Consider the following 20,765-nt stretch of genomic DNA (forward strand, 5'->3'; position numbering starts at 1 on the left):
GGGTAAAAAGCGGCGCGACCGGCATCTGGGTCGCGCCGCAAGGGGGCTTACATGTCCATCGGTTCAAGCGTGCCCATGCCTTTGGGGGTCTCGATGGTCGTGCAGGTGCCTTCGGGAACGAGCGACCAGGCGTTGGCCTGATAGTCCATCGTCGAGGTGCCCGCGCAGGTGGTGCCGGGACCGGCGGCGCAATCGTTTTCGCCCGCAAGCGCCACGCCGTAGCATTTTTCCATCGCGTCCTCGGCATGGGCGGCGGTGGCGGCTGCACCGAAAGCGGTAGCAAGGGTGGCGCTCAGGGTCAGGGCTTTGGTCATTTTCATGGGTCGTATCCTCCTGTTGGGGTGGTGTGTGGCAAAGGACCGCTGTTGGTCCTCGGGGGGCAGTTCGCAACGCCGGCGCGATCTGTTACGCGGTTTCACCGCGATCACGCTCCTGTGATCTGCGCGGTTGCAGGGCAGAAAAATGTCGCGCAGGCTGTAACAGGGAGGGAGGGGCCGCGAAGTGGCCTGTCAGATGATACCGAAGATATGACAGCAATGAGCGAACGGGCAGAGACCGAGTGGTCGGCATGGTTGCGCGCAGCCAATCGCGGGGACAGCGCGTCCTACGCGCGGTTTTTGCACGGTGTGACGCCGGTGGTGCGCGGAATCGTGCGGGCCAAGGCCTTTGGCTTGGGGGGCGATCAGCACGACGACATCGTCCAGGAGGTGCTGTTGGCGATCCATGCCAAGCGTCACACCTGGCGCGAGGACAGCCCGCTGCGCCCGTGGCTGTTTGCCATCACGCGCTACAAGGTGATCGACGCCCTGCGCAAACGCGGCACGGCGGTGCATCTTCCGGTCGAGGATTTCGCCGAGGTGCTTGCCGCCGAGGCCGCGCCCGAGCCGTTGGTGCAGCGCGATCTGGACCGGGCTTTGGCGCATATCGACCCGCGCGCGCAGGAAATCGTGCGCGCGGTGTCGCTGGAGGGCGCCAATAACGCCGAGATCGCAGAGCGGCTGTCGATGAGCGAAGGCGCGGTGCGTGTCGCGTTTCACCGCGCGATGAAAAAGCTGGTCGGCGCAAGCCAGAAGTCTTCGCGCGGCGCAGGCCAGACGGAGACCCGCAAAGGACACGAGAAATGAAGACCGACGACCTGATTGCATCGCTGGCGCTTGAGGCCGACCGGCCCCGTGGGTTGCACCGCACGCGGGGGGCGCTGCTGTGCCTGTGTGCGCTTGCGGTGCCGGTGGTCTATTTCGTGAACTGGATGGGGATGCGGTCCGACTGGCCGCAGGTTCTGGGCGCGCCGGTCACGCTGCTCAAACAGGGCATCCCCTTGGCCCTGACGCTGGTCGCAGGGGCAGGGGCGTTGCGGTTGATGCGCCCGGCGCAGGCGCGGGCACTGTCCTTGTGGCCCTTGGCGGTGGTTGCGGCAATCGCGGCGACGCTGTGGCTTTGGGCGCTGCTGCGCACACCCGAAGCGGCGCTGGGGGCGGCGTTTTCGGGCCAGACTTTGGCCAAATGCCTCACGGCTGTGCCGGTGTTTGCGCTGTTTCCGCTGGTGACGGGGGTGGCCGTGTTGCGGCGCGGGGCAAGCACCCGACCGATGCTTTCGGGGGCGCTGTTGGGGCTGGCCTGCGGCGCGGCGGCGGCCACGGGCTATGCGCTGCATTGCACCGAAGACAACCCGTTGTTTTTTATCACCTGGTACGGTGCGGGTATCGCGGTTTCGACGGCGCTGGGCACGCTTGCGGGGCGGTTTTTCCTGCGCTGGTAGGCTCAGCGGCGATAGGTCAGCAGCATCATCCGCACCGCCTGATCGACGACTTTGCGCACGGTTTCGGGATCGGCAGGGGCGCTGTCCTTGCCAAACAGGCGGCGGCGCCACAGACCTGCCGAGCATAATTCGATGAACTGATAGGCGGCAAGGCGGGGGTCTTCGATTTCGAACTCGCCCGCCGCGCAACAGGCGCGCAAAAACCGTTCCAGCCCGTCCTGGATCTGGCGGGCACCCGTGTCATAGAACCGGCGCGCCAGATCGGGCATGCGTTCGGTGGTGCCGATCACGATCCGCTGGGCGCGCAGAACCTCGGGCGTACACATCAAGGTGCCCAGCGACATCCCATAGGCGCGCAGCTTGGTTTCTGTATCGCCCGCACAGCATAATTTCGCGTCCATCCCTTGGAAAAACGCATCGCGGGTGGTTTCGACCAGGGCGACAAACAGGTCCTCCTTGTTTTCGAAATACACGTAGAGCGTGCCCTTGGAGACGCCCGCCGCGCGACAGATTTCGCCCATTGCGGCGCGTTCGAAGCCGGTTTCCATGAACACCTTTTGCGCACCCTTCAGAATCTGGGCGCGTTTGGCGGGATCTTCCCCAGCCAGATGGCGGCGCTTCGGGGCGCCATTGTGCGGGCCTGCACAGGGCGCTGTGCCGCTATCGGGGCTGGCCGCGGATTTAGGGGCGGATGCAGGCGCAGAATCGTCACTCATGAAAGGTCGGGCCTCCTCGGGGACAGGTGAATTCCATCTAATCGAACTTATCGGTTCGATAAACCCTTGATCGACTCCGCTCACCGCTCTATGTCACCAAAGTGAACCAAGCAGTTCGATTGGAGCGGTCTCCCTCCCTGCCGCGCTTTGCGGCCTCCAAGACCTCTGCCCGTGATCCGATAAAACCTCTCCCTAAGGCCTCCTTATGTCCCAGCCCCAACGCATTTCTCCCGTCCCGCCCGAGCAAGACACCGCAGTCCCGCCCGCTCAAAAACCCAAAAGCCGCAAAAAGGCCATCCTGATGGGCGTCGCCCTTGTGGTGCTCGCGGGCATCGGGTTCGAGGGGTACAAATGGTGGACCGATGGCCGCTTTATGGTCGAAACCGACGATGCCTATGTCACTGCCGATATCGCCATCGTGTCCAGCCGTATCCTGGGCTATGTCGCCTCGGTCGATGTGGATGCCAACGACCATGTGACCAAGGGTCAGGTGATTGCAACGCTGGACAACGGTGACTATCAGATCGCCTTGGAAACGGCGCAAAGCCAGTTCGACAGTGCCGGTGACACGTTGGCGCGGATCGACGCGCAAGTCCAGGCCGCTCAGGCCGCCGTGGAACAGGCCGAGGCCGCGCGCGATGCGGCCCAGACCACCCTCGACAATGCGACCACAGCGCGCGATCGCGCCAGTTCGCTTGCCAAAAGCAAAATCGCGAGCCAGGCAACGCTGGACGATGCCAACGCCACCTTTGCCACGGCCAACGCCAATTTCGTGTCCGCCAAGTCCGCCGTCACCTCGGCCAATGCACAGGTCGCCGTGATCAAAGCCGAGCGCGCCGAAGAGGTCAGCGCCCAGCACGAGCTGAAACTTGCGGTGGATCAGGCGCAGCGCAACCTCAACTACACCGAATTGCGCGCCCCGTTCGACGGCATCATTTCCAACCTCGCGCTGGAAGAGGGCGATCTGGTCAGCGCCGGCACGCGGCTTGCGGCGGTGGTGCCCGACCACGGTCTCTACATCGAGGCCAATTTCAAAGAGACCCAGATGGAAGGCGTGCTTGCCGGCTCGAAGGTCCATGTGACCCTGGATGCGCTGCCCGATCATGAATTCGAGGGCGAAGTGGCCTCGACCGCCCCTGCGACGGGATCGGTGTTCTCGCTGTTGCCCGCCGATAATGCGACCGGCAACTTCACCAAGATCGTGCAACGGGTTCCGGTGCGCATTTCCTTGCCCGATAGCGTGGTGCAAACCGGCCAGCTGCGGGCGGGTCTTTCGGCCATCGTCACCGTCGACAGCCGCACCGCACCCGCGGATGCCACCACCGTGACAGCACAGGAGACGACCGCGGCCGCCCCCGCTGACACGCTGGCCGAGTAAATGTCATGGCGGACGTAGTGACACTTTCGACCGAAGAAGAACCGGTCCTGACCCCGCGCAAGATCGCGGCCTTTCTGGTCATGGTTTTCGGCATGTTCATGGCCATTCTCGACATCCAGATCGTGTCGGCCTCTCTTACCGATATTCAGGCGGGGCTGGGGGCCAGCACCGATGAAGTCAGCTGGGTGCAGACATCCTATCTGATTGCCGAGGTGATCATGATCCCGCTGTCGGGGTTTCTGGCGCGGATGATGGGCACGCGCAATCTGTTCACCCTGTCGGCGGCGGGCTTTACGCTTGCGTCTTTCATGTGTGCCACCTCGAGCAGCGTGAACGAGATCATCCTGTGGCGCGCGGCGCAGGGGTTTTTGGGCGGGGGGATGATCCCGTCGGTCTTTGCCGCAGCCTTTACGATCTTTCCCGCCTCCAAACGCAATATCGTCTCGCCGATGGTGGGGCTTGTGGCCACGCTTGCGCCCACGGTCGGGCCAACGGTGGGCGGCTATCTTAGCCATACGCTGTCGTGGCACTGGCTGTTTCTGGTGAACGTACCGGCGGGGATTGCCGTGTCGTTCGGGGCCTATGCGCTGATCGATTTCGACAAGCCCAACTGGAAGCTGTTCGACAATTTCGACTGGATCGGTCTTGGGGCTTTGGCCTGTTTTCTGGGGGGGCTGGAATATGTCCTCGAAGAAGGTCCGGGCAACGATTGGTTCGCCGATCGCACCGTGGCCATTTTGGCACTCACCATGGTGGTGGGGGCAGTGGTCACCTTTTATCGAAGTTTTACCCGTGACGATCCGGTGGTCGACTTTGGCGCCTTCACCGACACCAACTTTGTCGTCGGGTCGATGTTTTCCTTTGTCATGGGGATCGGCCTTTACGGGCTGACCTATCTCTACCCGCTCTACCTGTCGGCCATTCGCGGATATGACAGCCTGATGATCGGCGAGACCGTCTTTGTGTCGGGCTTGGCGATGTTTGCCTCGGCACCCATCGCGGGCATCCTGTCGTCGAAAATGGATTTGCGGCTGATGTTGCTTCTGGGCTTCCTGGGCTTTGGCTCCTCGACTTGGATGTTGACGGGGATGACGGCGGATTGGGATTTTCACGAATTGCTGTGGCCGCAAATCCTGCGCGGGCTGTCGTTGATGATTTGCATGGTGCCGATCAACAACCTTGCCCTCGGGACGCTGCCACGCGACAAAATGAAAAGTGCCTCGGGGCTGTACAACCTTATGCGCAACCTTGGCGGGGCGGTCGGTCTGGCGGTGATCAACACGTTGCTCACCAACCGCACTGCGCTGCATTCCGAGCGCCTGAGCGAGGCGGTGACATGGTCCAGCAACGAGGCGATGCGCCAGATCAACATGCTGGCGGCCAATCTGACGGCGCACGGGCTTGACGGCAGTGTCGGGGCCTTGTCGCAGATTGCCGGTCGGGTGAAACAGCAGGCCTATGTGATGTCGTTCATCGATGTCTTTGTGTTGATCACGGGTCTGTTCGTGGGGCTGGCAGTGATGGCATTGCTGATGAAAGCGCCGCCCAAAGGCGCGAAAGTGGACGCGCATTAGGGCCGCCCATTAGGGCCGCCCAGAGCGCCGCGCACGACAATGGCCTTGAGCAGGGCCTTGAGGGGCGGCCTTGAGCAGGGCCTTGAGGGGCGGCCGAATAATCGCCCCGCGCCGGAAAGGTTTCTGGCGCGGGGCTTGTCCCATGCGGGACACACGAAGCGGTCAGGCGAACGGGGAGAGCGCCTTTTCCGGTCCGGTTCAGCCCTGCGCGATCTGGATAACACAGGGCGCGGATCTGCTGACGTCGATATGACGTGAAAGATCCTCGATCTGGGCATCCTGCGAGCGGCGTGCCTGCGACACGACCGCCTGCGTTGCCTCCACCAGCGATCGGGGAAGATTTGCGAAATTGCCACTGCCAACAAGGGTGACGGCCGTGCAGTACCGCATCTGGCCTTCATCGCGGCAGCGGATTTTCACGAGGTCACCGGGCTGGGGGGCGTGAGTCGAATCCGTGAGGGCAGATCTGTCGCGCATAAAGGCCAGACGGTCGTGATCATCGCACCAAACAACGGCGCGGCCTCTTTTTTTATCTGTCCAAAGAACAACGCCATACATAAGCAACCTCCAACCTGATCTTACGATAATGTCATAAAATAATTTGCAAATTTAGGGGGCGGCTTGTGTCAATCGGGGGAAATAGTTGACGCTATCGCGCGTCAAATCGCATGGTCTGCTGCGGCATTCTTTTAGGATGCTTGATTTTATTCTGAAATTCGTGAACAATATTCTTTAGTATAGCTCGCATGAATTTTCTTTTATAATTTCGAAACGAGCCGGAATTGTTTATTGCTCAGGGGAGAGGGCAAATGAACCGAAAAACGCCCGTTTCCGGGGCTTCTTCTGCTATGGCCGGTTCCGATCCGTCTGCGCTTCGTCAAGTGCTTGGATCGAATTTGCGCAGCCTGGTTGCGCTGGAGAAATCTGTCTCGCAGGTCTGCCGCGACCTGATGATCAACCGCACGCAGTTCAACCGCTACCTCTCTGGCGAAGCCTTTCCGCGCCCCGATGTCTTGCACAGGATTTGTACCTATTTCGGCGTGGATGCCCGCATCCTGCTGGAGCCGCTCGATGTCATTACCCCGCCGGAACCTGTGCGCGAGGCGTTGACATATGAGCCAGCGTTGCAGCGCCTGATGCAAAGCGGGGGGCTGACAGAGGTGGGCGAGAATGCACTCACGTCCGGCTTTTATCTGCAATACCGACAAGCCTTTGGAGATCTGCGCAATGTGACGGTCCATCTGATGCGTGTGCGGCGGAATTTGCAGGGGCGCACGGAAGTCGCGGCCCTTCATCCTGGCCATATTGCGGCCCGTCTGGGCCTGTCGAACAGCCTGCGCGAACGCCGGATCGAGGGGCTGGCCCTGGGGCATCTGGGGGGGGTGTCCTTGATCATGGTGTCCTCCAAAAACCGCATCGTGAACTACTGCTTTTACGAAGCGGCCTGGATGGGGAACCCCCGCCTGATGCATGGGACTTCGATGCTGACCCATCGCTTTTTCCCCGACATGGAGATGAGTGCGAAGACGATACTGGAGCGGATTGACGGCGGGTTTTCGGATTTGATTGCTGCCGGGCGCAGGTGCGGATTACATCCGATCGCGGGCCAGGCGGATGCGATCCGATTGTATTTTAACAGAGCACAGTAAAGTCATAAAACCCGAGGCGCGCCGCCAGCATTGGGATGAAAAAAATGTCATTTTTCCTGACTTATTTGGCGCCTGTTTATTTCATGAAGCCGTGTTTTTGTTTCCGTAACCTCATCCCTTTTTTGTCGGGAATGGGCTGGTTTCGTTAAATATAGATTAATCAAATCCAGAATTTATATTGATGTTTTGCCGCAAAGGTATGGAATTCCAGACTCTGTCGCGGTGGAAATAAAAACGGCCGCACAGAAATGTGCAGCCGTTTTTTAAAATTCGCAATGGCGACCTTGCGTAAAGGGGCGGTTAGGCCGTCCCGCGGGCGAGGGCAGCGATCCCTGTGCGGGCAAGTTCTGTCAGGCCCAAGGGGCGCATCAGCTCTGCAAAGGCATCGATCTTGTCCGAGGGGCCGGTCAACTCGAACATGAAGCTTTCCAAGGTGCTGTCGACGACATTCGCGCGAAAGATTTCGGCAAGGCGCAGGGCCTCGATCCGCTTGTCGCCCGTGCCGGACACTTTGAACAGCGCCAGCTCGCGCTCGACGGCTGCGCCCTCGACAGTGAGGTCATGGACTTCATGGACCACCACGATGCGCCCCAGCTGGGCTTTGATCTGTTCGATCACCTCTGGCGTGCCGCTGGTGACGATGGTGATGCGCGAGCGGTGGCCCTTGTGGTCGATTTCGGCCACGGTCAGGCTTTCGATGTTGTAGCCGCGACCGGCAAACAGGCCGATGACGCGCGCCAGAACGCCCGGTTCGTTTTCAACCAGCACGGCCAGCGTGTGTTTTTCCTCGCGCTCGGCGAAGGGGTCGCGCAGGGCGTAAACGGAGTGGCTCGACGAGCCTTTTTCGATCTTGAGTGCAGACATGGGGTCTCTCCCGTCAGGACGCGCAGCTGAGCGTGGCGTCAAATGTGTTAAGCTCGCCGCGTTTGACGATCGTGCGCAGGGAACACCCTGACGCGCGTTCAATCGCAATGACGGCGTTTTCCTGAAGCTCGGCAAAGTTGAGCCGCCCGGTGTGAAAATTGCGCGCGACAGCATTCGTGCCCGACACGCTCACCTGATAGGTGAAGGGGCCGACCGTTTGCTCGCTTGTGACGGCATCGGGGCCTGCCGAACAGGCCGCCAGCAGCGACAGCGCGAAAAATGTCACACCGAACCGCATCACACCAGCGCCCCGCCACCTTCAAAGGCTTCGGCCTCTGCCGAAAGCAGCATTTCGTTGTGGGGCTTGCCGCTCGGGATCATCGGGAAGCAGTTTTCGTGCTTTTCGACGAGGCAGTCAAAGATCACCGGACCGTCGTATTTGATCATTTCCATGATCGCATCGTCGAGATCCTTGGGGTCCGAGCACAAAATGCCCTTTGCACCAAAGGCTTCGGCGAGTTTCACGAAATCGGGCAGGCTTTCCGACCAGCTCGAGGAATAGCGCTCGCCATGCAGAAGCTCCTGCCACTGGCGCACCATGCCAAGGCGTTCGTTGTTCAGGATGAACTGTTTGACGGGCAGGCGGTACTGCATCGCCGTGCCCATTTCCTGCATGTTCATCAGCCAGCTTGCCTCGCCCGCCACGTTGATCACAAGGCTCTCGGGATGGGCCATCTGCACACCGATGGAGGCGGGAAACCCATAGCCCATCGTGCCCAGCCCGCCCGATGTCATCCAGCGGTTGGGGGCTTCAAACCCGAGGTATTGAGCCGCCCACATCTGGTGCTGGCCGACCTCGGTGGTGATGTAGCGATCCATGCCACCCGTCAGGGCTTGCAGCCGTTCGAGGGCGTATTGCGGTTTGATCACCGTTTGGGAATTGGTGTAGTTGAGGCAGCGGATGTCTTTCCACGTCTCGATCTGCGCCCACCACTGTTTCAGGGCGGCGGATTTGGTCTTGCGACCGCGCGACTTCCACACCTTCAAAACGTCCTCAAGGACGTGGCCGACGTCGCCGATGATCGGCAGATCGACACGGATGATCTTGTTCACCGAGGAGGGGTCGATGTCGATATGCACCTTGGTGGAGCCGGGCGAGAAGGCCGACACAAGGCCGGTGATCCGGTCGTCGAACCGCGCGCCGACGTTGATCATCAGATCGCAGTCGTGCATCGCCATATTCGCCTCATAGAGACCGTGCATGCCGGGCATCCCGAGCCAGCCCTTGCCGGAGGCAGGATAGGACCCGAGGCCCATCAGCGTCGTGGTGATGGGAAAGCCGGTGGTATCGACCAGTTCGCGCAGCAATTGCGAGGCAGCCGGACCGGAGTTGATCACGCCGCCCCCGGTGTAAAACAGCGGCCGTTCGGCTTTTTCGATCAGCGCAACGAGATCGGTGATTTCCTCGATCGAGGCCTTCACCTTGGGCTGGTAGTAGGATTTTTTGGCCTTTTGCGGAGGGACATATTCGCCCTGCGCAAATTGCACATCTTTGGGCAGGTCGATGAGCACCGGCCCCGGACGGCCCGATGTGGCGACGTGAAACGCCTGATGGACGGTATCGGCCAGTTTGTCGGTGTCTTTGATCAGCCAGTTGTGCTTGGTGCAGGGGCGGGTGATGCCAACGGTGTCAGCCTCCTGGAACCCGTCGGTGCCGATCATGAAGGTCGCAACCTGACCGGAAAACACCACCAGCGGGATGCTGTCGAGCAGCGCATCGGTCAAACCCGTCACGGCGTTGGTCGCCCCCGGACCGGAAGTCACAAGCGCGACGCCGACCTTGCCCGTGGAACGCGCATACCCTTCGGCGGCGTGGATCGCCGCTTGTTCATGACGCACCAGAACGTGCTTGATATCGTTCTGCTGGAAAATTTCGTCATAAATCGGAAGGACAGCGCCCCCGGGGTATCCGAATATTGTGTCCACGCCCTGATCTTTCAGGGCTTGAACGACCATTTTCGCTCCGGTCATCTGACGTGTCATCACTCTCTCCGTTTCACGCTTCTGGCGTGTCTTTAGGCTTTGGGTCGGGCGCGGGGATGTCTTGAGGGGCAGGCCTGCGCAAGGGGTTGGTGTGTTTGGGTCTTAGAAATAAAAAAGCCCCCGACGATCTGGCGGGGGCGCATGGGAACCGGATTGGGTCAACCTCAACTGAGGCCCATGCGCGTCTTTCCTACAAGTACGACGACGAGGGTCATCATCGGGGCTCCTTTAGATACGTTGGGGACATTACGATTCCCACAAAAGGGCGTCAACCGCCAAAACCGCATGTTTTGTGTCGCTGGGGCATATTTTTGCGCAACAATATTGCAAAACTTGACGAATTCGCGATGGAAAGCGAAAAATAACCGCGCCAAAGGCCGCCAAAAGGCGCCCCCATAGGGCCAGAGGCCCCGACGCAGCACAACAAAGGGCGTCCCGCGAGGGCGGGTTTTTGGCGGGCGTAACATGACGGCGGGCAGGGGTGTGGCACGACGCGCTAACAGGACGGCGGGCAGACGGGGGCGCAGCGGGTCGGGGCGCGGTCCGTGGCGGCTAGTCGCGCTCGAGCGGGCGGGGACCGGCGAGGTCGGGCAGATCGATCTTTGCGACTTGCTCGGCGATGGGGTCGGCCTCGAAAGGGGGCATGTCGGGGGAATATTGCGCCGGATCCCCCATGTCGCGCCACGCGCCGCCCACGTAAATTTCCAGCGGCGAGAATTTGGCCTTATAGCCCATCTTTTTCGATCCCGGCACCCAATAGCCAAGGTAGACATAGGGCAGGCCGGCTTCGCGGGCGATCTCGATGTGATCCAAAATGACGTAGGTGCCAAGGCTGTCTTTGACACGGTCGGGGGCATAGAAACTATAGACCATCGACAGCCCGTCATCGAGCACATCGGTCAGACAGGTCGCGGCCAGTTCCGTGCGCCGTTCGAACCCTTCCAGCGGCGCGTGATATTCCACCACCCGCGAGCGGATCGGCGTTTCCTCGATCATCGCTGCGAACTCGAAAACATCCATATCGGCCATGCCACCATCCGAGTGGCGGGTGTCCAGATAGTCGCGAAAGAGGTCATACTGCGCCTCTGTCGCCCAAGGGGCTTTGGCAGAGCGGCGCAAATGGCGGTTCTTGGCCAGCGCGCGACGCTGGCTTTTGGTCGGTTTGAAATCCGCCACACGGATGCGCGCCGACAGGCAGGCCGAGCAATCGGCGCAAGAGGGGCGGTACAGCACGTTTTGCGAGCGTCGAAACCCCTGTTTGGACAGGCTGTTGTTCAGCGTTTCGGCCACTTCCCCTTGCAGCGCCGTAAACAGCTTACGCTCCATGCGCCCATCGAGATAGGGGCAGGGCTGGGGAGCCGTCACATAGAACTGTGGAGCGATCGGGAGTGTGTGGCGCATGGGGCATTATGTAATCAAGAATGGCACCCTAGCAAGGGGAGGTTGCCATTCCTAGCCCGACGGTTTGTCAAATTTTCCCCAAACTGTGCCTATCTGCGCGGCCCCAAGGCAGGGACTGCGCAAAAGCGCGGCTGTCGCCTAAAGCTGCGCGCGGTTGATCACGACCGACCCGAGGATCATATCCGACAAGGACTGGCGCCGTTCTGTGGCCACAATCATCACCATGGAGGCAAATTGCGCGATGCCGGTGGAGACCCAGATCGCATAGAGAGCCGTGTGTCCAAAGGCCGATCCAACATCGAACAACGCGCCCGATGCGGTGCGAAATTCAATTCCCATCAGGCGCATTCCGGGGGTGGCAGACATGCGCGCAATGGAAATGACGCGGTAGGTGAAGCTGAGGATCATCCACAGGACTGGTAGGAAAAACAAACCGATAAAGGCTGTGAAGAGGACGATCACGCCGGTCATCAGCGCAATGATGAGGGCATCAACGACCCATGCCAGCGCGCGTTTGAGCGCCACATCGGCATAAAATTCAGCCTGCGTTTGCGGGTCGGGCAGGCCCCAGTTTTGAGAGGGGGAGGGATCGCTCATGAAAACATCAAAGCCTTTTTTGGTGGGTTTCGCAGGAAAGCCGCGGGACTGAAGATAGTGCTGGAATGTGAAATGGCACGCGGCGCGCGAAATTATGCCCCGTCTCGGGCCCGACCCGTCTCCGTGGCCGGACCGAAAAAAGGTCCCGCCGCGCTGGTGGCGCGGCGAAACAGGGGGCGAAACAGAACCGGTGGAAACTGGCCCAGTGGTAACGCGGACGGTGTCAGGCGATTTCTGCGTCGGTTTGCGCGCGGCTTTGCGCAGCGCGTTTGGCGCGGTCGTCCATGAACTGGTCGAATTCTGCCTTGTCCTTGGCCGAGCGCAGGCGCTCCAGAAAGGCCTGGAAGGCCTCTTGTTCGTCTTCGAGGCGGCGCAATGTGTCCAGCTTGTAGGCGTCAAAGGCGCTGTTGCCCGAACTGCTGTAGGCGTTGCTGGTAAAGGAGGATGCGCGGGCGCGGCAGGGGCCGGATTTTTTGAACATGCGATTACTCCAGATCATATAGGCCAACAGGGCGAGGCCAAGGGGCCAGAAAAAGATGAAGCCCAAGACCATTGCGGCGATCCATGCGCCACGTCCTTTGGAATCAAGCCAGTTTTCAGTTTTGCCGAGCCAGCTTGTGGCGGGCAGGGATGCGGTGGAAATCGTATCGCTCATTTGGTGCCTTTCGGACTGTGCCGCGCCGGTTGGTGTTGATTGGGCCGGTTCGGGTGTTGATGTGAATGTCGTTTACATTCCCTAGATTGGCATTGCGGGCGACCTGCGCAAGTGTTCATGTGAATGTTTTTTACATTAAATGTATTTACTGTGTGAAATCAGCTATTTGTGCGCTGGAAATTGACAATAAATCTTGGGGGGAGATGGCAAAGATATGGCGCGGCGTGCCTGCAGCCGCCCAGATTTCATCGAATCCCAACAGTTTGGGGTCGAAAAATATGACCGGCGGCACGAGATGGCCGATGGGGGCGACCCCGCCGATGGCAAAACCGGTTACGCTGCGCACCCATTTTATGTCCGCGCGCTCCAGTGGCTCGCCCGCCACCTGCGCGGCTTTGGCAGGATCGACGCGGTTGCCCCCTGCGGTCACAAACAGGACGGCCTTATCCGAGGTTGCCCCCCGAAACAGGATGGACTTGGCGATTTGATCAAGGCAACAGCCCGCCTCTTGCGCGGCTTGGGCTGCGGTGCGGGTTTCGCCGCTCATTTCAATCGGGCGGCTGGCCACCTTTGCGCCATCGAGGGCGGCGATGACCCGTTTGAGGCTCTTGCTCATGGCGACGGTCCTTGTAGTGTGTAAAAAACGGCGCGCCGACTTTGGCAAATCGCCCCTGCACTGTCCAGCGCTCGTCCAAGCGCGCGCAGGATCGCGCCGCGGTCGTAACGGGACAGGCGGACGGGGCTGTATTTGGGCAAATCCGGTTGATTTCTCTGTGGATTTGCGTCTAGTTAGCGCTAACGGACTCACAGCCCTCCTTTCGTGTGAAAGGGGTGCGCCCTGCTCAAAGGATTTGCCATGACCCCGCAAGAAGCCTCCGCCAAATCGCTTGAAATCTGCCAGTTGGCCCCCGTCGTTCCGGTGTTGATCGTCAATGACGTGGCCCATGCGCGCCCCTTGGCCGAGGCCTTGGTCGCGGGCGGTTTGCCCGCCCTTGAAGTGACGCTGCGCACGCCGGCCGCCTTGGATGTGATCCGCGAAATGGCCAAAGTCGAGGGCGGCGTTGTGGGCGCAGGCACATTGCTGACCCCGCAAAACGTCAAGGATGCCGTTGCCGCGGGGGCAAAGTTCGGCGTTTCGCCCGGGCTGACCGACACGCTGTTGACCGCCTGCGAAGCGGCGGATTTGCCGCTTTTGCCCGGCACGGCCACGCCTTCGGATGTGATGAAGCTGCTTGAGCGCGGCTATACCACGATGAAATTTTTCCCCGCTGAAACCAATGGCGGCGCACCGGCGCTCAAGAACTTTTCCTCGCCCCTTGCTGCCGCGAAATTCTGCCCCACGGGGGGGATCTCGATGAAAAATGTGAACGATTACCTTGCCTTGCCCAATGTGCTGTGCTGCGGCGGCTCTTGGGTCGCGCCGGCGGCTTTGGTGGAGAAAGGTGACTGGAAAGCCATCGAGGAACTCGCCCGCGAGGCCGCAAGCCTCGGGCGCTGAACCGCCTTCGCTTTAGCGCAAATCATGCCAAACGGCGCTTCGATCTTGGGGCGCCGTTTTTTATCGCCGACATTGTGCGGGCGCGTTACAGGGGTTAGCCGGCCTGCGCACGGGTGGCAAAGCGCGCGATATAGGCAGCTTCGCGCGCGCTCAGCGGGCGCCCGTTGACGGTGTCGCTGTCGCGCGGCTCTGAAAGCTGCGCACCGGTTTGGGCCACCTGCGTCAGGGGCGCGATATCTTGCGCGCTTTTGCGCCGCCGCTCGCGACCCGTGTAATCGTTCTGGCGGGCGTCGAAGTCATTCCAGAGGGCGGCGCTGCGCGCGCCGGTCCGGCAATAGGCGACAATCGGTTTGGGGATGACTTCGATTGCGGCCGAAAATTCGTTTTTCTGGACGTCGCTCAGGTCGGACAGCACGATGGGCAAATAGATCGCCACAATCCCGTGCTGTTTGGCCATGGCGTCGATCTGGCGAAAGCTGGGTTGACCGGGTTCCTCGTCATCGGGACGGTTGCAAATGATGCTGCGATAGCCAAGGCCCGCAAGCTTGCCAATTTTATCGGGGTCGACCTGGGTCGAGATCGTGAACATCCCGTTCAAACGCTTGATTTTCATCCTGCTCTCCGCGTCAGGCGTCCCTTGGCAACACGGGAGCCGGTGCGAAAAGCCACGGGCGCGGTGCGAAACAGGGCACGTTACGTTACGGAGCCACCCTGCGACATCGGCCTTAAAGAAGCGCTAAAACACCTGTCTAAAACGGCATGAATGACAGCAATTTGAATAGGTTTATCCGCGTCCGGCCCGCCCGCCGCGCCGCGCGCGTGTCGCAGGGCGCAGCCCGTCGCGCAGGATCTGGGTCATCGGGTGATCCGCAGGTGCACGCCCCGCAAGCACCGCCAGAAGTCGCGTGATGGCGACATCGGGCGCGCTGCCCAGCGGCAATTTCAGTGCCCAATCCAGAAAGATGGAGCGCGCTTCACTGATGTGCAGCGAGTCGATCCGGTAGGCTTCGCGGATCAACCCGCTGGGGTCGATGTCGCGCAGCGCGTCGTCGGGACCATAATAGGACATGTCGCAACTCCTCTCGGGGCGGTGGCGCTTTGCTCGAAGCTGTGTGATAGGCCCTGCGCCGCGCAAGGGCAAGCGCGCCTTAGCGCGGGGGAACATCCGGGGACGTATCTGGGGGCGTATCTGGGGCCGTATCTGGTGGCGCATCTGGTGGCGGGGGCAAAAGCTGCGCAATCAGCGCGCCGGTCTGTGTGGTTGCGGTGGCGATGCGCGCGGCCAAAGCGTCGATGCTGGTCACGCCGGCGGCGCGCGCGACAAAGTCGCGGCCCTGCACGCCGACCAGATCGGGGTCGAAACGCTCGCCGCTAAGCAGGCGCGCGCTCGATTGCAGGGTCCACATCAGCCGGTAGGCCTCGCCCAGCTGATCCGCCTGCGCGCGCGTCAGCCAACCGATGTCAACGCCAGCCTCCAGCTGCGCATAGACACAGCTTTGCGGGGAATGGGCCATCAGGGCGCAGGCTTCGGCGGTCAGTTCGATATCCATCAGCCGGCCCGCGCCATTCTTCGGGTCCCAGACCGAATGGGCCGGTTTGGCACTGGCAAGGCGCGCGCGCATCGTGGCGGTGTCGGTGCGCGTCATCGCGGGGGCGCCCTTGGCGTTCAGAATGGCGCGCCGCCGCTCTTCAACGGCTGCGCGCAGTGCCGGCGCGCCCGCGACGGGGGTGGCGCGGGTCAGCGCCAGATGTTCCCAGGTCCACGCCTCTTCCCGCTGATAGCGCTCGAAGGCGGCAAGCGAGGTTGCCACGGGCCCCTGTTTGCCCGAGGGGCGCAGGCGCATATCGACCTCGTAGAGCTTGCCTTCGGCCATGGGAACGGTGAGGGCCGTGATCAGCGCTTGGGTGAAGCGGGCGTAGTAGCTGCGCGTGGGCAGGGGGCGTTTGCCATCCGAGGCCTCGATCCCTTCCGCATCGTAAATCACGATCATGTCCAGATCGGAGGCGGCGGTCAGGCGTCCCGCCCCGAGCGATCCCATGCCCAGCACCATCGCGCCATTGCCCGGCGGCGCGCCGTGTTTGGCGGCAAACATGTCGCGCACCACCGGAAAGATGCCATCGACACAGGCGCGCGCCAGATCGGCATATTGGCGGCCCGCCTGGTCGGCGTCGATCAGGCCGCGCAGCTGGTGCACGCCGGTGCGAAAGTGCCATTCACGCGCCCAGCGGCGGGTCATGTCCAGCTTGGCCTCATAGTCGTCACATCGCGCCAGCGCACGACCCAGATCGCCCGTCAGCGTCGCCAGATCGGGCCAGGGTTCGAAAAAACTGCCCCCGATAACGGCGTCCAGAACATCGGCGTTGCGCGACAGGTAGCGCGCCAGATGCGGGGCGGTGCCCGCGATGTCGAGGATCAGATCGACCAGTGGGGGGTTGGCTTCGAAGAGAGCAAAAAGCTGAACGCCCGAGGGCAGCCCTTTGAGAAAGCCGTCCAGATGGGTGAGCGCATCGAGCGGTGCGTCCAATGCTTGCAGGCGGCGGTAGAGGTCGGGCTTGAGGCGGTCGAAAATCGCGCGCGCGCGCTCGGAACGCAGGCAGGGATAGCTGGTCCAGCGGTCGGTGATGACCTTCATTTCCGCCGGAAGCTGCGGCGCGGGGGCGGGGGCGGTCGGGGCGAAATAATCCTCCGTCAGCGCGCCCACCCGTTCCACCCGCTCAAGAATGTCGCGCCGCAGGCTGGCGACATCCGTGTCCATAAACGCGGCGAGACGCGCGAAGTCTTCGGGGGCGGTCGGCAGGCAATGGGTCTGTGCATCACGCAGCATTTGCAGGCGGTGTTCGACCTCGCGGTGGGCGCGGTAATCCCGGGTCAGACTCTGGGCGACATCCTGGGTGATCCAGTTTTTATGCGCGAGGGCGGCAAGCCCGTCCACGGTGGCGCGTGCGCGCAAGGAGGGATCGCGCCCGCCGGCTACCAACTGGCGGGTCTGGGTGAAAAACTCGATTTCGCGGATGCCCCCCGCGCCGAGTTTCATGTTGTGCCCCTCCAGCTGCAACGGACCGCCGAGGCCTTTGTGATCACGGATTTTGCGCCGCATATCAAAGGTGTCGTCGATGGCGGCAAAATCGAGGTGCTTGCGCCACACGAAGGGCGTCAGGCGTTCGAGGAACTGCGCGCCCGCCTGCATGTCGCCCGCACAGGCGCGCGCTTTGATGAAGGCGGCGCGTTCCCAGGTGCGGCCCACGCTTTCGTAGTAGCGCTCGGCGGCCTCCATCGCGAAACAGACCGGCGTCACCGAAGGGTCGGGGCGCAGCCGCAGATCGGTGCGAAACACATAGCCGCCCTCGGTGAGGTCACTCAGCAGCGCCATCGCGGCGCGGGTGGCACGGATGAAACCGGCGCGCGCGTCCATCTGGTCACCGCGCTCGAAGCGGCTTTCGTCAAACAGGCAGATCAGGTCGATGTCGGAAGAATAATTGAGCTCGAAGGCCCCCATTTTGCCCATCGCCATTGCCGTCATTCCGCCCGCCGTGGCCGCGTCATCTGCATGGGCACCGGGAATTTTGCCGCGCCGGATTTCATGGGCCACGCGGGTGGTCAGGGCTGTGTGTGTCGCCTGATCGGCCAGCCGCGTCAGCGCGCGGGTCACCGCCTCAAGTGACCAGACGCCCCCCAGATCGCACAGACCCGCCAGCAGCGCGATGCGCCGCTTGGCGCTGCGCAAACCGGCGCTGACCGCATCGCCCTCAAGCTGCGAAATCCGGGTCAGTTCCGCGTCCAGGGCCGCCTCGGGTGCCTGCAGCGCGGGGACGATCCACGCGGCTTCGCGGGCGATCAGCCCAGCCAGATAGGGGGCGCAGCCCGCCGCACCGGCGACCAAATCGCTGAGCGGGCCGGTCAAATCCGGCGTCAGCGCACGGGCATCCGCGCCGCGATCGGGGTCAAAGGGGCGGGGCAGGCGGGTGAGGCGTGAAGCAGTATCCATGCCCCGCAGACTGTCGCGGGGCAGGGGTGTTTGCAAGAGCCCTCAGGCCTAGAGGATCGAACAGGCGCCTTCGGTGGCGTTGCCCGCATTGTTGCGAAACAGCGAGAACATTTCGCGCCCGATGCCGAACTGGTTGCCGCTCAGATCGGCCACAACAGGGTCGCGGCTGTCGAAATCGGCTTCCAGCACTTCCAGCACGCCCGAGGTCGCATCGACGCGCACCAGATCGCCGTCGCGCAGCCGCGCAAGCGGCCCGCCCATGGCCGCCTCTGGGGCGACGTGGATACAGGCGGGAACCTTGCCCGATGCGCCTGACATGCGACCATCGGTGACCAGCGCCATTTTCAGCCCGCGGTCCTGCAAGACCGACAGGGTGGGTGTCAGCGAATGCAGCTCGGGCATGCCGTTGGCGCGCGGCCCCTGGAAGCGGACCACAACCACGGTGTCTTCGGTAAATTCACCCGCCTGAAACGCTGTTTTGACGTCTTTTTGATCGTGGAAAATGCGGCATTTCGCTTCGATGACGTGTTTTTCCGGCGCGACAGCGGAGACTTTCATCACCCCGCGTCCGAGATTGCCCTTGAGTTCTTTCAAACCGCCGGTGGGCTGGAAGGGATCAGAGGCCGGGCGCAGGATCTTGTCGTTCAGGCTTTCGCGGGTGCCCTCCACAAAGGTGAGCTCGCCGTTGATCATTTTGGGGTCGCGCGCGTAGCCCGACAGGCCCTCGCCCATCACGGTCTTGACGTCTTCATGCATCAACCCCGCATCCAGCAGCTCGCCGATCATATAGCCAAGCCCGCCCGCGGCGTGGAAGTGATTCACATCGGCCAGACCGTTGGGATAGACTTTGGCCATCAGGGGCACGACCGAGGAAAGATCGGAGAAGTCCTGCAAATCCAGAAGGATGCCCGAAGCGCGCGCCATGGCCGGCAGGTGCAGCACAAGGTTGGTGGAGCCGCCCGTCGCCATCAGCCCGACCAATCCGTTGACATAGGCCTTTTCGTCGAGAATGCGGCCCACGGGGATGAAATCATTGCCAAGGGCCGTGATTTCCAGCGCGCGTTTGGCGGCCTGTTTGGTGAGGGCATCGCGCAATTCGGTGAAGGGGTTGACGAAAGACGCGCCGGGCAGGTGCAGGCCCATGACCTCCATCAGCATCTGGTTGGTGTTGGCGGTGCCGTAAAACGTGCAGGTGCCCGAGCCGTGGTAGGACGCCATTTCAGCCTCCATCAGGCCCTTGCGGTCGATTTCACCGGTCGCAAACAGGTTGCGGATGCGCGCTTTTTCGTCGTTGGGCAGGCCGGAGGTCATCGGACCGGCGGGCACGAACACCGAAGGAATATGTCCAAAGGTCGCAGCCGCCATGATCAGGCCGGGAACGATCTTGTCGCAGACACCCAGATAGAGAGCCGAGTCAAAACAGTTGTGCGACATGGCAATGCCTGCCGCCAGCGCGATCGTGTCGCGCGAGAACAGCGACAATTCCATGCCCGGCTGGCCTTGGGTCACACCGTCACACATCGCGGGCACACCGCCGGCGACCTGGGCGGTGGCACCGGCTTCGCGCGCGGCCTCACGGATCAGTTCGGGGTAGGATTCATAGGGTTTGTGGGCCGACAGCATGTCATTATAGGCCGTCACAATGCCAAGGTTGGCGGCACGCCCTTCGGCCAGCGTCGCTTTGTCATCCGCCATTGCGGCATAGGCGTGGGCTTGGTTGCCGCACGAAAGGTGCGCGCGCACCGGACCGGCCGCGGCGGCTTGGTCAAGGCGTTCAAGATAGGCGCGGCGGGTATCACGCGAGCGTTCGGTGATCCGTGCGGTGACATCGGCAAGAGTGGCATTGAGGGTCATAAGGAGGGCCTTCCCGTAGACGACTGTTTCAGGCTGCTGTTTGTGTGATCCCAGCCTACGCTCGTTAGCGCTAACGTGCAAGTGATAGCGCTAACATATTCGGTGGCTTGCGTCGGATTGCCATGGTTTCGGCGCGGTTTGGGGCGCGGGCGGGCCGCTGCGGCGGATTTTCAGGCGCGCAAAAATCCGGCAAGGGCGCGTAGAGCGCGCGCGACGAGTCGTTCTGGACGCACCCTGCGCGGCTAAGGGGCGGCGGGGCTTTCGCACTTGGGTTGCAAAACGTGGTGAAGCTATGCGCTCGCAGTCGGGCGGCTAGTCTCAGGGCGCAAGGCTGAAAAGGGTTTGGGTCGCAGGATTTGCGCAAGTTACTGTTTTTGCTTAATTAACAATTTGGAAACTTGCTTTGCTGCAACTGCATAGCGGGCATACGGCATTGGCTGTGGTGAGGCGCGCGCACCGGGCGTAATGTCATCTCAAGGCAGCGCAGATGCGCAGCACCCACATAAACCAACCGCCAAAACGGCCCGCAGGGCGACGGTAAACACCGGACTGGCGATCAAAAGGATTAAAGATATGTACACGCCTTTGAACACTGCAGACGTTGAACTCCAAGCACGCCAAATGCGCGCTGCGGCCATGCGTTCCTTTGCCGTTCTGGTCAGCGCCAAGTTGCGCGATCTGTTCTCCGTGTCCCCCAAAGGTGCGCATAAAGCCGCCTAAGGTCAGATCACACAGGGGTCAACAGGGGCCAACGACGCTTTGGGTTTTGGCCCGTGTGTCTGCGAGAACCG

At 61.8% G+C, this 20,765-nt stretch carries 21 protein-coding genes; 7 read left to right on the forward strand and 14 right to left on the reverse strand.

Annotation, left to right across the window (positions count from 1 at the left end):
• Positions 1–47: 47 nt before the first annotated feature.
• Complete coding sequence (locus AQS8620_RS08550; protein WP_085836451.1) at positions 48–320, reverse strand: BufA1 family periplasmic bufferin-type metallophore; 273 nt, start codon at positions 318–320, stop codon at positions 48–50.
• Between the two features lie 216 nt (positions 321–536).
• On the opposite strand from AQS8620_RS08550, the gene AQS8620_RS08555 reads away from it, so the two are divergent.
• Both AQS8620_RS08555 and AQS8620_RS08560 read left to right on the forward strand, forming a co-directional pair.
• Entirely contained in the window at positions 537–1,124 is a 588-nt protein-coding gene (locus AQS8620_RS08555; RefSeq protein ID WP_085836452.1) for a sigma-70 family RNA polymerase sigma factor, read from the forward strand.
• A complete protein-coding gene (locus AQS8620_RS08560; protein ID WP_085836453.1) occupies positions 1,121–1,759 on the forward strand; it encodes an NrsF family protein in 639 nt (212 codons plus the stop codon). Before AQS8620_RS08555 ends, AQS8620_RS08560 begins: the two co-directional genes overlap by 4 nt.
• Before the next feature lie 2 nt (positions 1,760–1,761).
• On the opposite strand, the gene AQS8620_RS08565 is transcribed toward AQS8620_RS08560, so the two are convergent.
• Positions 1,762–2,475, reverse strand: coding sequence for a TetR/AcrR family transcriptional regulator (locus AQS8620_RS08565; protein WP_085836454.1), 714 nt, complete (start codon positions 2,473–2,475; stop codon positions 1,762–1,764).
• A 205-nt stretch (positions 2,476–2,680) separates the two neighbouring features.
• Between AQS8620_RS08565 and AQS8620_RS08570 the strand changes: the two genes are divergently transcribed.
• Complete coding sequence (locus AQS8620_RS08570) at positions 2,681–3,853, forward strand: HlyD family secretion protein (protein ID WP_085836455.1); 1,173 nt, start codon at positions 2,681–2,683, stop codon at positions 3,851–3,853.
• Between the two features lie 5 nt (positions 3,854–3,858).
• On the forward strand, positions 3,859–5,427 hold the full coding sequence (locus tag AQS8620_RS08575) for a DHA2 family efflux MFS transporter permease subunit (RefSeq protein WP_085836456.1): 1,569 nt from the start codon (positions 3,859–3,861) through the stop codon (positions 5,425–5,427).
• Positions 5,428–5,625: 198 nt separating this feature from the next.
• Here the strand turns inward: AQS8620_RS08575 and AQS8620_RS16885 are convergent, their stop codons facing one another.
• Positions 5,626–5,817 (reverse strand): hypothetical protein, encoded by a 192-nt coding sequence (locus AQS8620_RS16885; RefSeq protein WP_143267483.1) that lies wholly within the window; start codon positions 5,815–5,817, stop codon positions 5,626–5,628.
• Positions 5,818–6,236: 419 nt separating this feature from the next.
• On the opposite strand from AQS8620_RS16885, the gene AQS8620_RS17150 reads away from it, so the two are divergent.
• Complete coding sequence (locus AQS8620_RS17150) at positions 6,237–7,076, forward strand: helix-turn-helix domain-containing protein (protein ID WP_200809608.1); 840 nt, start codon at positions 6,237–6,239, stop codon at positions 7,074–7,076.
• A gap of 300 nt (positions 7,077–7,376) precedes the next feature.
• Here the strand turns inward: AQS8620_RS17150 and ilvN are convergent, their stop codons facing one another.
• The 7 genes from ilvN to AQS8620_RS08620 all read right to left on the reverse strand — a co-directional run bounded on the left by ilvN (position 7,377) and on the right by AQS8620_RS08620 (position 13,252).
• Positions 7,377–7,940: an acetolactate synthase small subunit gene (gene ilvN, locus AQS8620_RS08590; protein ID WP_085836459.1), complete on the reverse strand. Its 564-nt coding sequence runs from the start codon at positions 7,938–7,940 to the stop codon at positions 7,377–7,379.
• A gap of 13 nt (positions 7,941–7,953) precedes the next feature.
• Complete coding sequence (locus AQS8620_RS08595) at positions 7,954–8,226, reverse strand: hypothetical protein (protein ID WP_143267484.1); 273 nt, start codon at positions 8,224–8,226, stop codon at positions 7,954–7,956.
• An 11-nt stretch (positions 8,227–8,237) separates the two neighbouring features.
• A complete protein-coding gene (locus AQS8620_RS08600; RefSeq protein WP_085836461.1) occupies positions 8,238–9,983 on the reverse strand; it encodes an acetolactate synthase 3 large subunit in 1,746 nt (581 codons plus the stop codon).
• Positions 9,984–10,535: 552 nt separating this feature from the next.
• On the reverse strand, positions 10,536–11,384 hold the full coding sequence (locus AQS8620_RS08605) for an arginyltransferase (RefSeq protein ID WP_085836462.1): 849 nt from the start codon (positions 11,382–11,384) through the stop codon (positions 10,536–10,538).
• A gap of 138 nt (positions 11,385–11,522) precedes the next feature.
• Positions 11,523–11,981: an RDD family protein gene (locus AQS8620_RS08610; RefSeq protein ID WP_085836463.1), complete on the reverse strand. Its 459-nt coding sequence runs from the start codon at positions 11,979–11,981 to the stop codon at positions 11,523–11,525.
• Between the two features lie 223 nt (positions 11,982–12,204).
• A complete protein-coding gene (locus AQS8620_RS08615) occupies positions 12,205–12,636 on the reverse strand; it encodes a DUF2852 domain-containing protein (protein WP_085836464.1) in 432 nt (143 codons plus the stop codon).
• Between the two features lie 145 nt (positions 12,637–12,781).
• A complete protein-coding gene (locus AQS8620_RS08620) occupies positions 12,782–13,252 on the reverse strand; it encodes a YbaK/EbsC family protein (protein WP_085836465.1) in 471 nt (156 codons plus the stop codon).
• Between the two features lie 240 nt (positions 13,253–13,492).
• On the opposite strand from AQS8620_RS08620, the gene AQS8620_RS08625 reads away from it, so the two are divergent.
• Positions 13,493–14,134: a bifunctional 4-hydroxy-2-oxoglutarate aldolase/2-dehydro-3-deoxy-phosphogluconate aldolase gene (locus tag AQS8620_RS08625; protein WP_085836466.1), complete on the forward strand. Its 642-nt coding sequence runs from the start codon at positions 13,493–13,495 to the stop codon at positions 14,132–14,134.
• Between the two features lie 94 nt (positions 14,135–14,228).
• Here AQS8620_RS08625 and AQS8620_RS08630 read toward each other — a convergent pair whose 3' ends face one another.
• The 4 genes from AQS8620_RS08630 to edd form a co-directional block, all read right to left on the reverse strand.
• A complete protein-coding gene (locus AQS8620_RS08630; protein ID WP_085836467.1) occupies positions 14,229–14,747 on the reverse strand; it encodes a protein tyrosine phosphatase family protein in 519 nt (172 codons plus the stop codon).
• 171 nt (positions 14,748–14,918) lie between these two features.
• Entirely contained in the window at positions 14,919–15,203 is a 285-nt protein-coding gene (locus tag AQS8620_RS08635) for a hypothetical protein (RefSeq protein WP_085836468.1), read from the reverse strand.
• Between the two features lie 79 nt (positions 15,204–15,282).
• Positions 15,283–18,120 (reverse strand): [protein-PII] uridylyltransferase family protein, encoded by a 2,838-nt coding sequence (locus AQS8620_RS08640; protein ID WP_085836469.1) that lies wholly within the window; start codon positions 18,118–18,120, stop codon positions 15,283–15,285.
• Positions 18,121–18,168: 48 nt separating this feature from the next.
• Positions 18,169–19,974 (reverse strand): phosphogluconate dehydratase, encoded by a 1,806-nt coding sequence (gene edd, locus AQS8620_RS08645; protein ID WP_085836470.1) that lies wholly within the window; start codon positions 19,972–19,974, stop codon positions 18,169–18,171.
• A 573-nt stretch (positions 19,975–20,547) separates the two neighbouring features.
• Here edd and AQS8620_RS17065 point away from each other — a divergent pair.
• Entirely contained in the window at positions 20,548–20,694 is a 147-nt protein-coding gene (locus tag AQS8620_RS17065; RefSeq protein ID WP_159453221.1) for an RSP_7527 family protein, read from the forward strand.
• Positions 20,695–20,765 lie beyond the last annotated feature (71 nt).

This window comes from Aquimixticola soesokkakensis (genome assembly GCF_900172375.1).
GTDB classification, from domain to species: domain Bacteria; phylum Pseudomonadota; class Alphaproteobacteria; order Rhodobacterales; family Rhodobacteraceae; genus Aquimixticola; species Aquimixticola soesokkakensis.

What these genes read in the sequence shown, in the direction of transcription:
- AQS8620_RS08550 (WP_085836451.1), bottom strand. Translation starts at nt 320, where the DNA reads ATGAAAATGACCAAAGCCCTGACCCTGAGCGCCACCCTTGCTACCGCT.
- AQS8620_RS08555 (WP_085836452.1), top strand. Translation starts at nt 537, where the DNA reads ATGAGCGAACGGGCAGAGACCGAGTGGTCGGCATGGTTGCGCGCAGCC.
- AQS8620_RS08560 (WP_085836453.1), top strand. Translation starts at nt 1,121, where the DNA reads ATGAAGACCGACGACCTGATTGCATCGCTGGCGCTTGAGGCCGACCGG.
- AQS8620_RS08565 (WP_085836454.1), bottom strand. Translation starts at nt 2,475, where the DNA reads ATGAGTGACGATTCTGCGCCTGCATCCGCCCCTAAATCCGCGGCCAGC.
- AQS8620_RS08570 (WP_085836455.1), top strand. Translation starts at nt 2,681, where the DNA reads ATGTCCCAGCCCCAACGCATTTCTCCCGTCCCGCCCGAGCAAGACACC.
- AQS8620_RS08575 (WP_085836456.1), top strand. Translation starts at nt 3,859, where the DNA reads ATGGCGGACGTAGTGACACTTTCGACCGAAGAAGAACCGGTCCTGACC.
- AQS8620_RS16885 (WP_143267483.1), bottom strand. Translation starts at nt 5,817, where the DNA reads ATGCGGTACTGCACGGCCGTCACCCTTGTTGGCAGTGGCAATTTCGCA.
- AQS8620_RS17150 (WP_200809608.1), top strand. Translation starts at nt 6,237, where the DNA reads ATGAACCGAAAAACGCCCGTTTCCGGGGCTTCTTCTGCTATGGCCGGT.
- ilvN (WP_085836459.1), bottom strand. Translation starts at nt 7,940, where the DNA reads ATGTCTGCACTCAAGATCGAAAAAGGCTCGTCGAGCCACTCCGTTTAC.
- AQS8620_RS08600 (WP_085836461.1), bottom strand. Translation starts at nt 9,983, where the DNA reads ATGACACGTCAGATGACCGGAGCGAAAATGGTCGTTCAAGCCCTGAAA.
- AQS8620_RS08605 (WP_085836462.1), bottom strand. Translation starts at nt 11,384, where the DNA reads ATGCGCCACACACTCCCGATCGCTCCACAGTTCTATGTGACGGCTCCC.
- AQS8620_RS08610 (WP_085836463.1), bottom strand. Translation starts at nt 11,981, where the DNA reads ATGAGCGATCCCTCCCCCTCTCAAAACTGGGGCCTGCCCGACCCGCAA.
- AQS8620_RS08615 (WP_085836464.1), bottom strand. Translation starts at nt 12,636, where the DNA reads ATGAGCGATACGATTTCCACCGCATCCCTGCCCGCCACAAGCTGGCTC.
- AQS8620_RS08620 (WP_085836465.1), bottom strand. Translation starts at nt 13,252, where the DNA reads ATGAGCAAGAGCCTCAAACGGGTCATCGCCGCCCTCGATGGCGCAAAG.
- AQS8620_RS08625 (WP_085836466.1), top strand. Translation starts at nt 13,493, where the DNA reads ATGACCCCGCAAGAAGCCTCCGCCAAATCGCTTGAAATCTGCCAGTTG.
- AQS8620_RS08630 (WP_085836467.1), bottom strand. Translation starts at nt 14,747, where the DNA reads ATGAAAATCAAGCGTTTGAACGGGATGTTCACGATCTCGACCCAGGTC.
- AQS8620_RS08635 (WP_085836468.1), bottom strand. Translation starts at nt 15,203, where the DNA reads ATGTCCTATTATGGTCCCGACGACGCGCTGCGCGACATCGACCCCAGC.
- AQS8620_RS08640 (WP_085836469.1), bottom strand. Translation starts at nt 18,120, where the DNA reads ATGGATACTGCTTCACGCCTCACCCGCCTGCCCCGCCCCTTTGACCCC.
- edd (WP_085836470.1), bottom strand. Translation starts at nt 19,974, where the DNA reads ATGACCCTCAATGCCACTCTTGCCGATGTCACCGCACGGATCACCGAA.
- AQS8620_RS17065 (WP_159453221.1), top strand. Translation starts at nt 20,548, where the DNA reads ATGTACACGCCTTTGAACACTGCAGACGTTGAACTCCAAGCACGCCAA.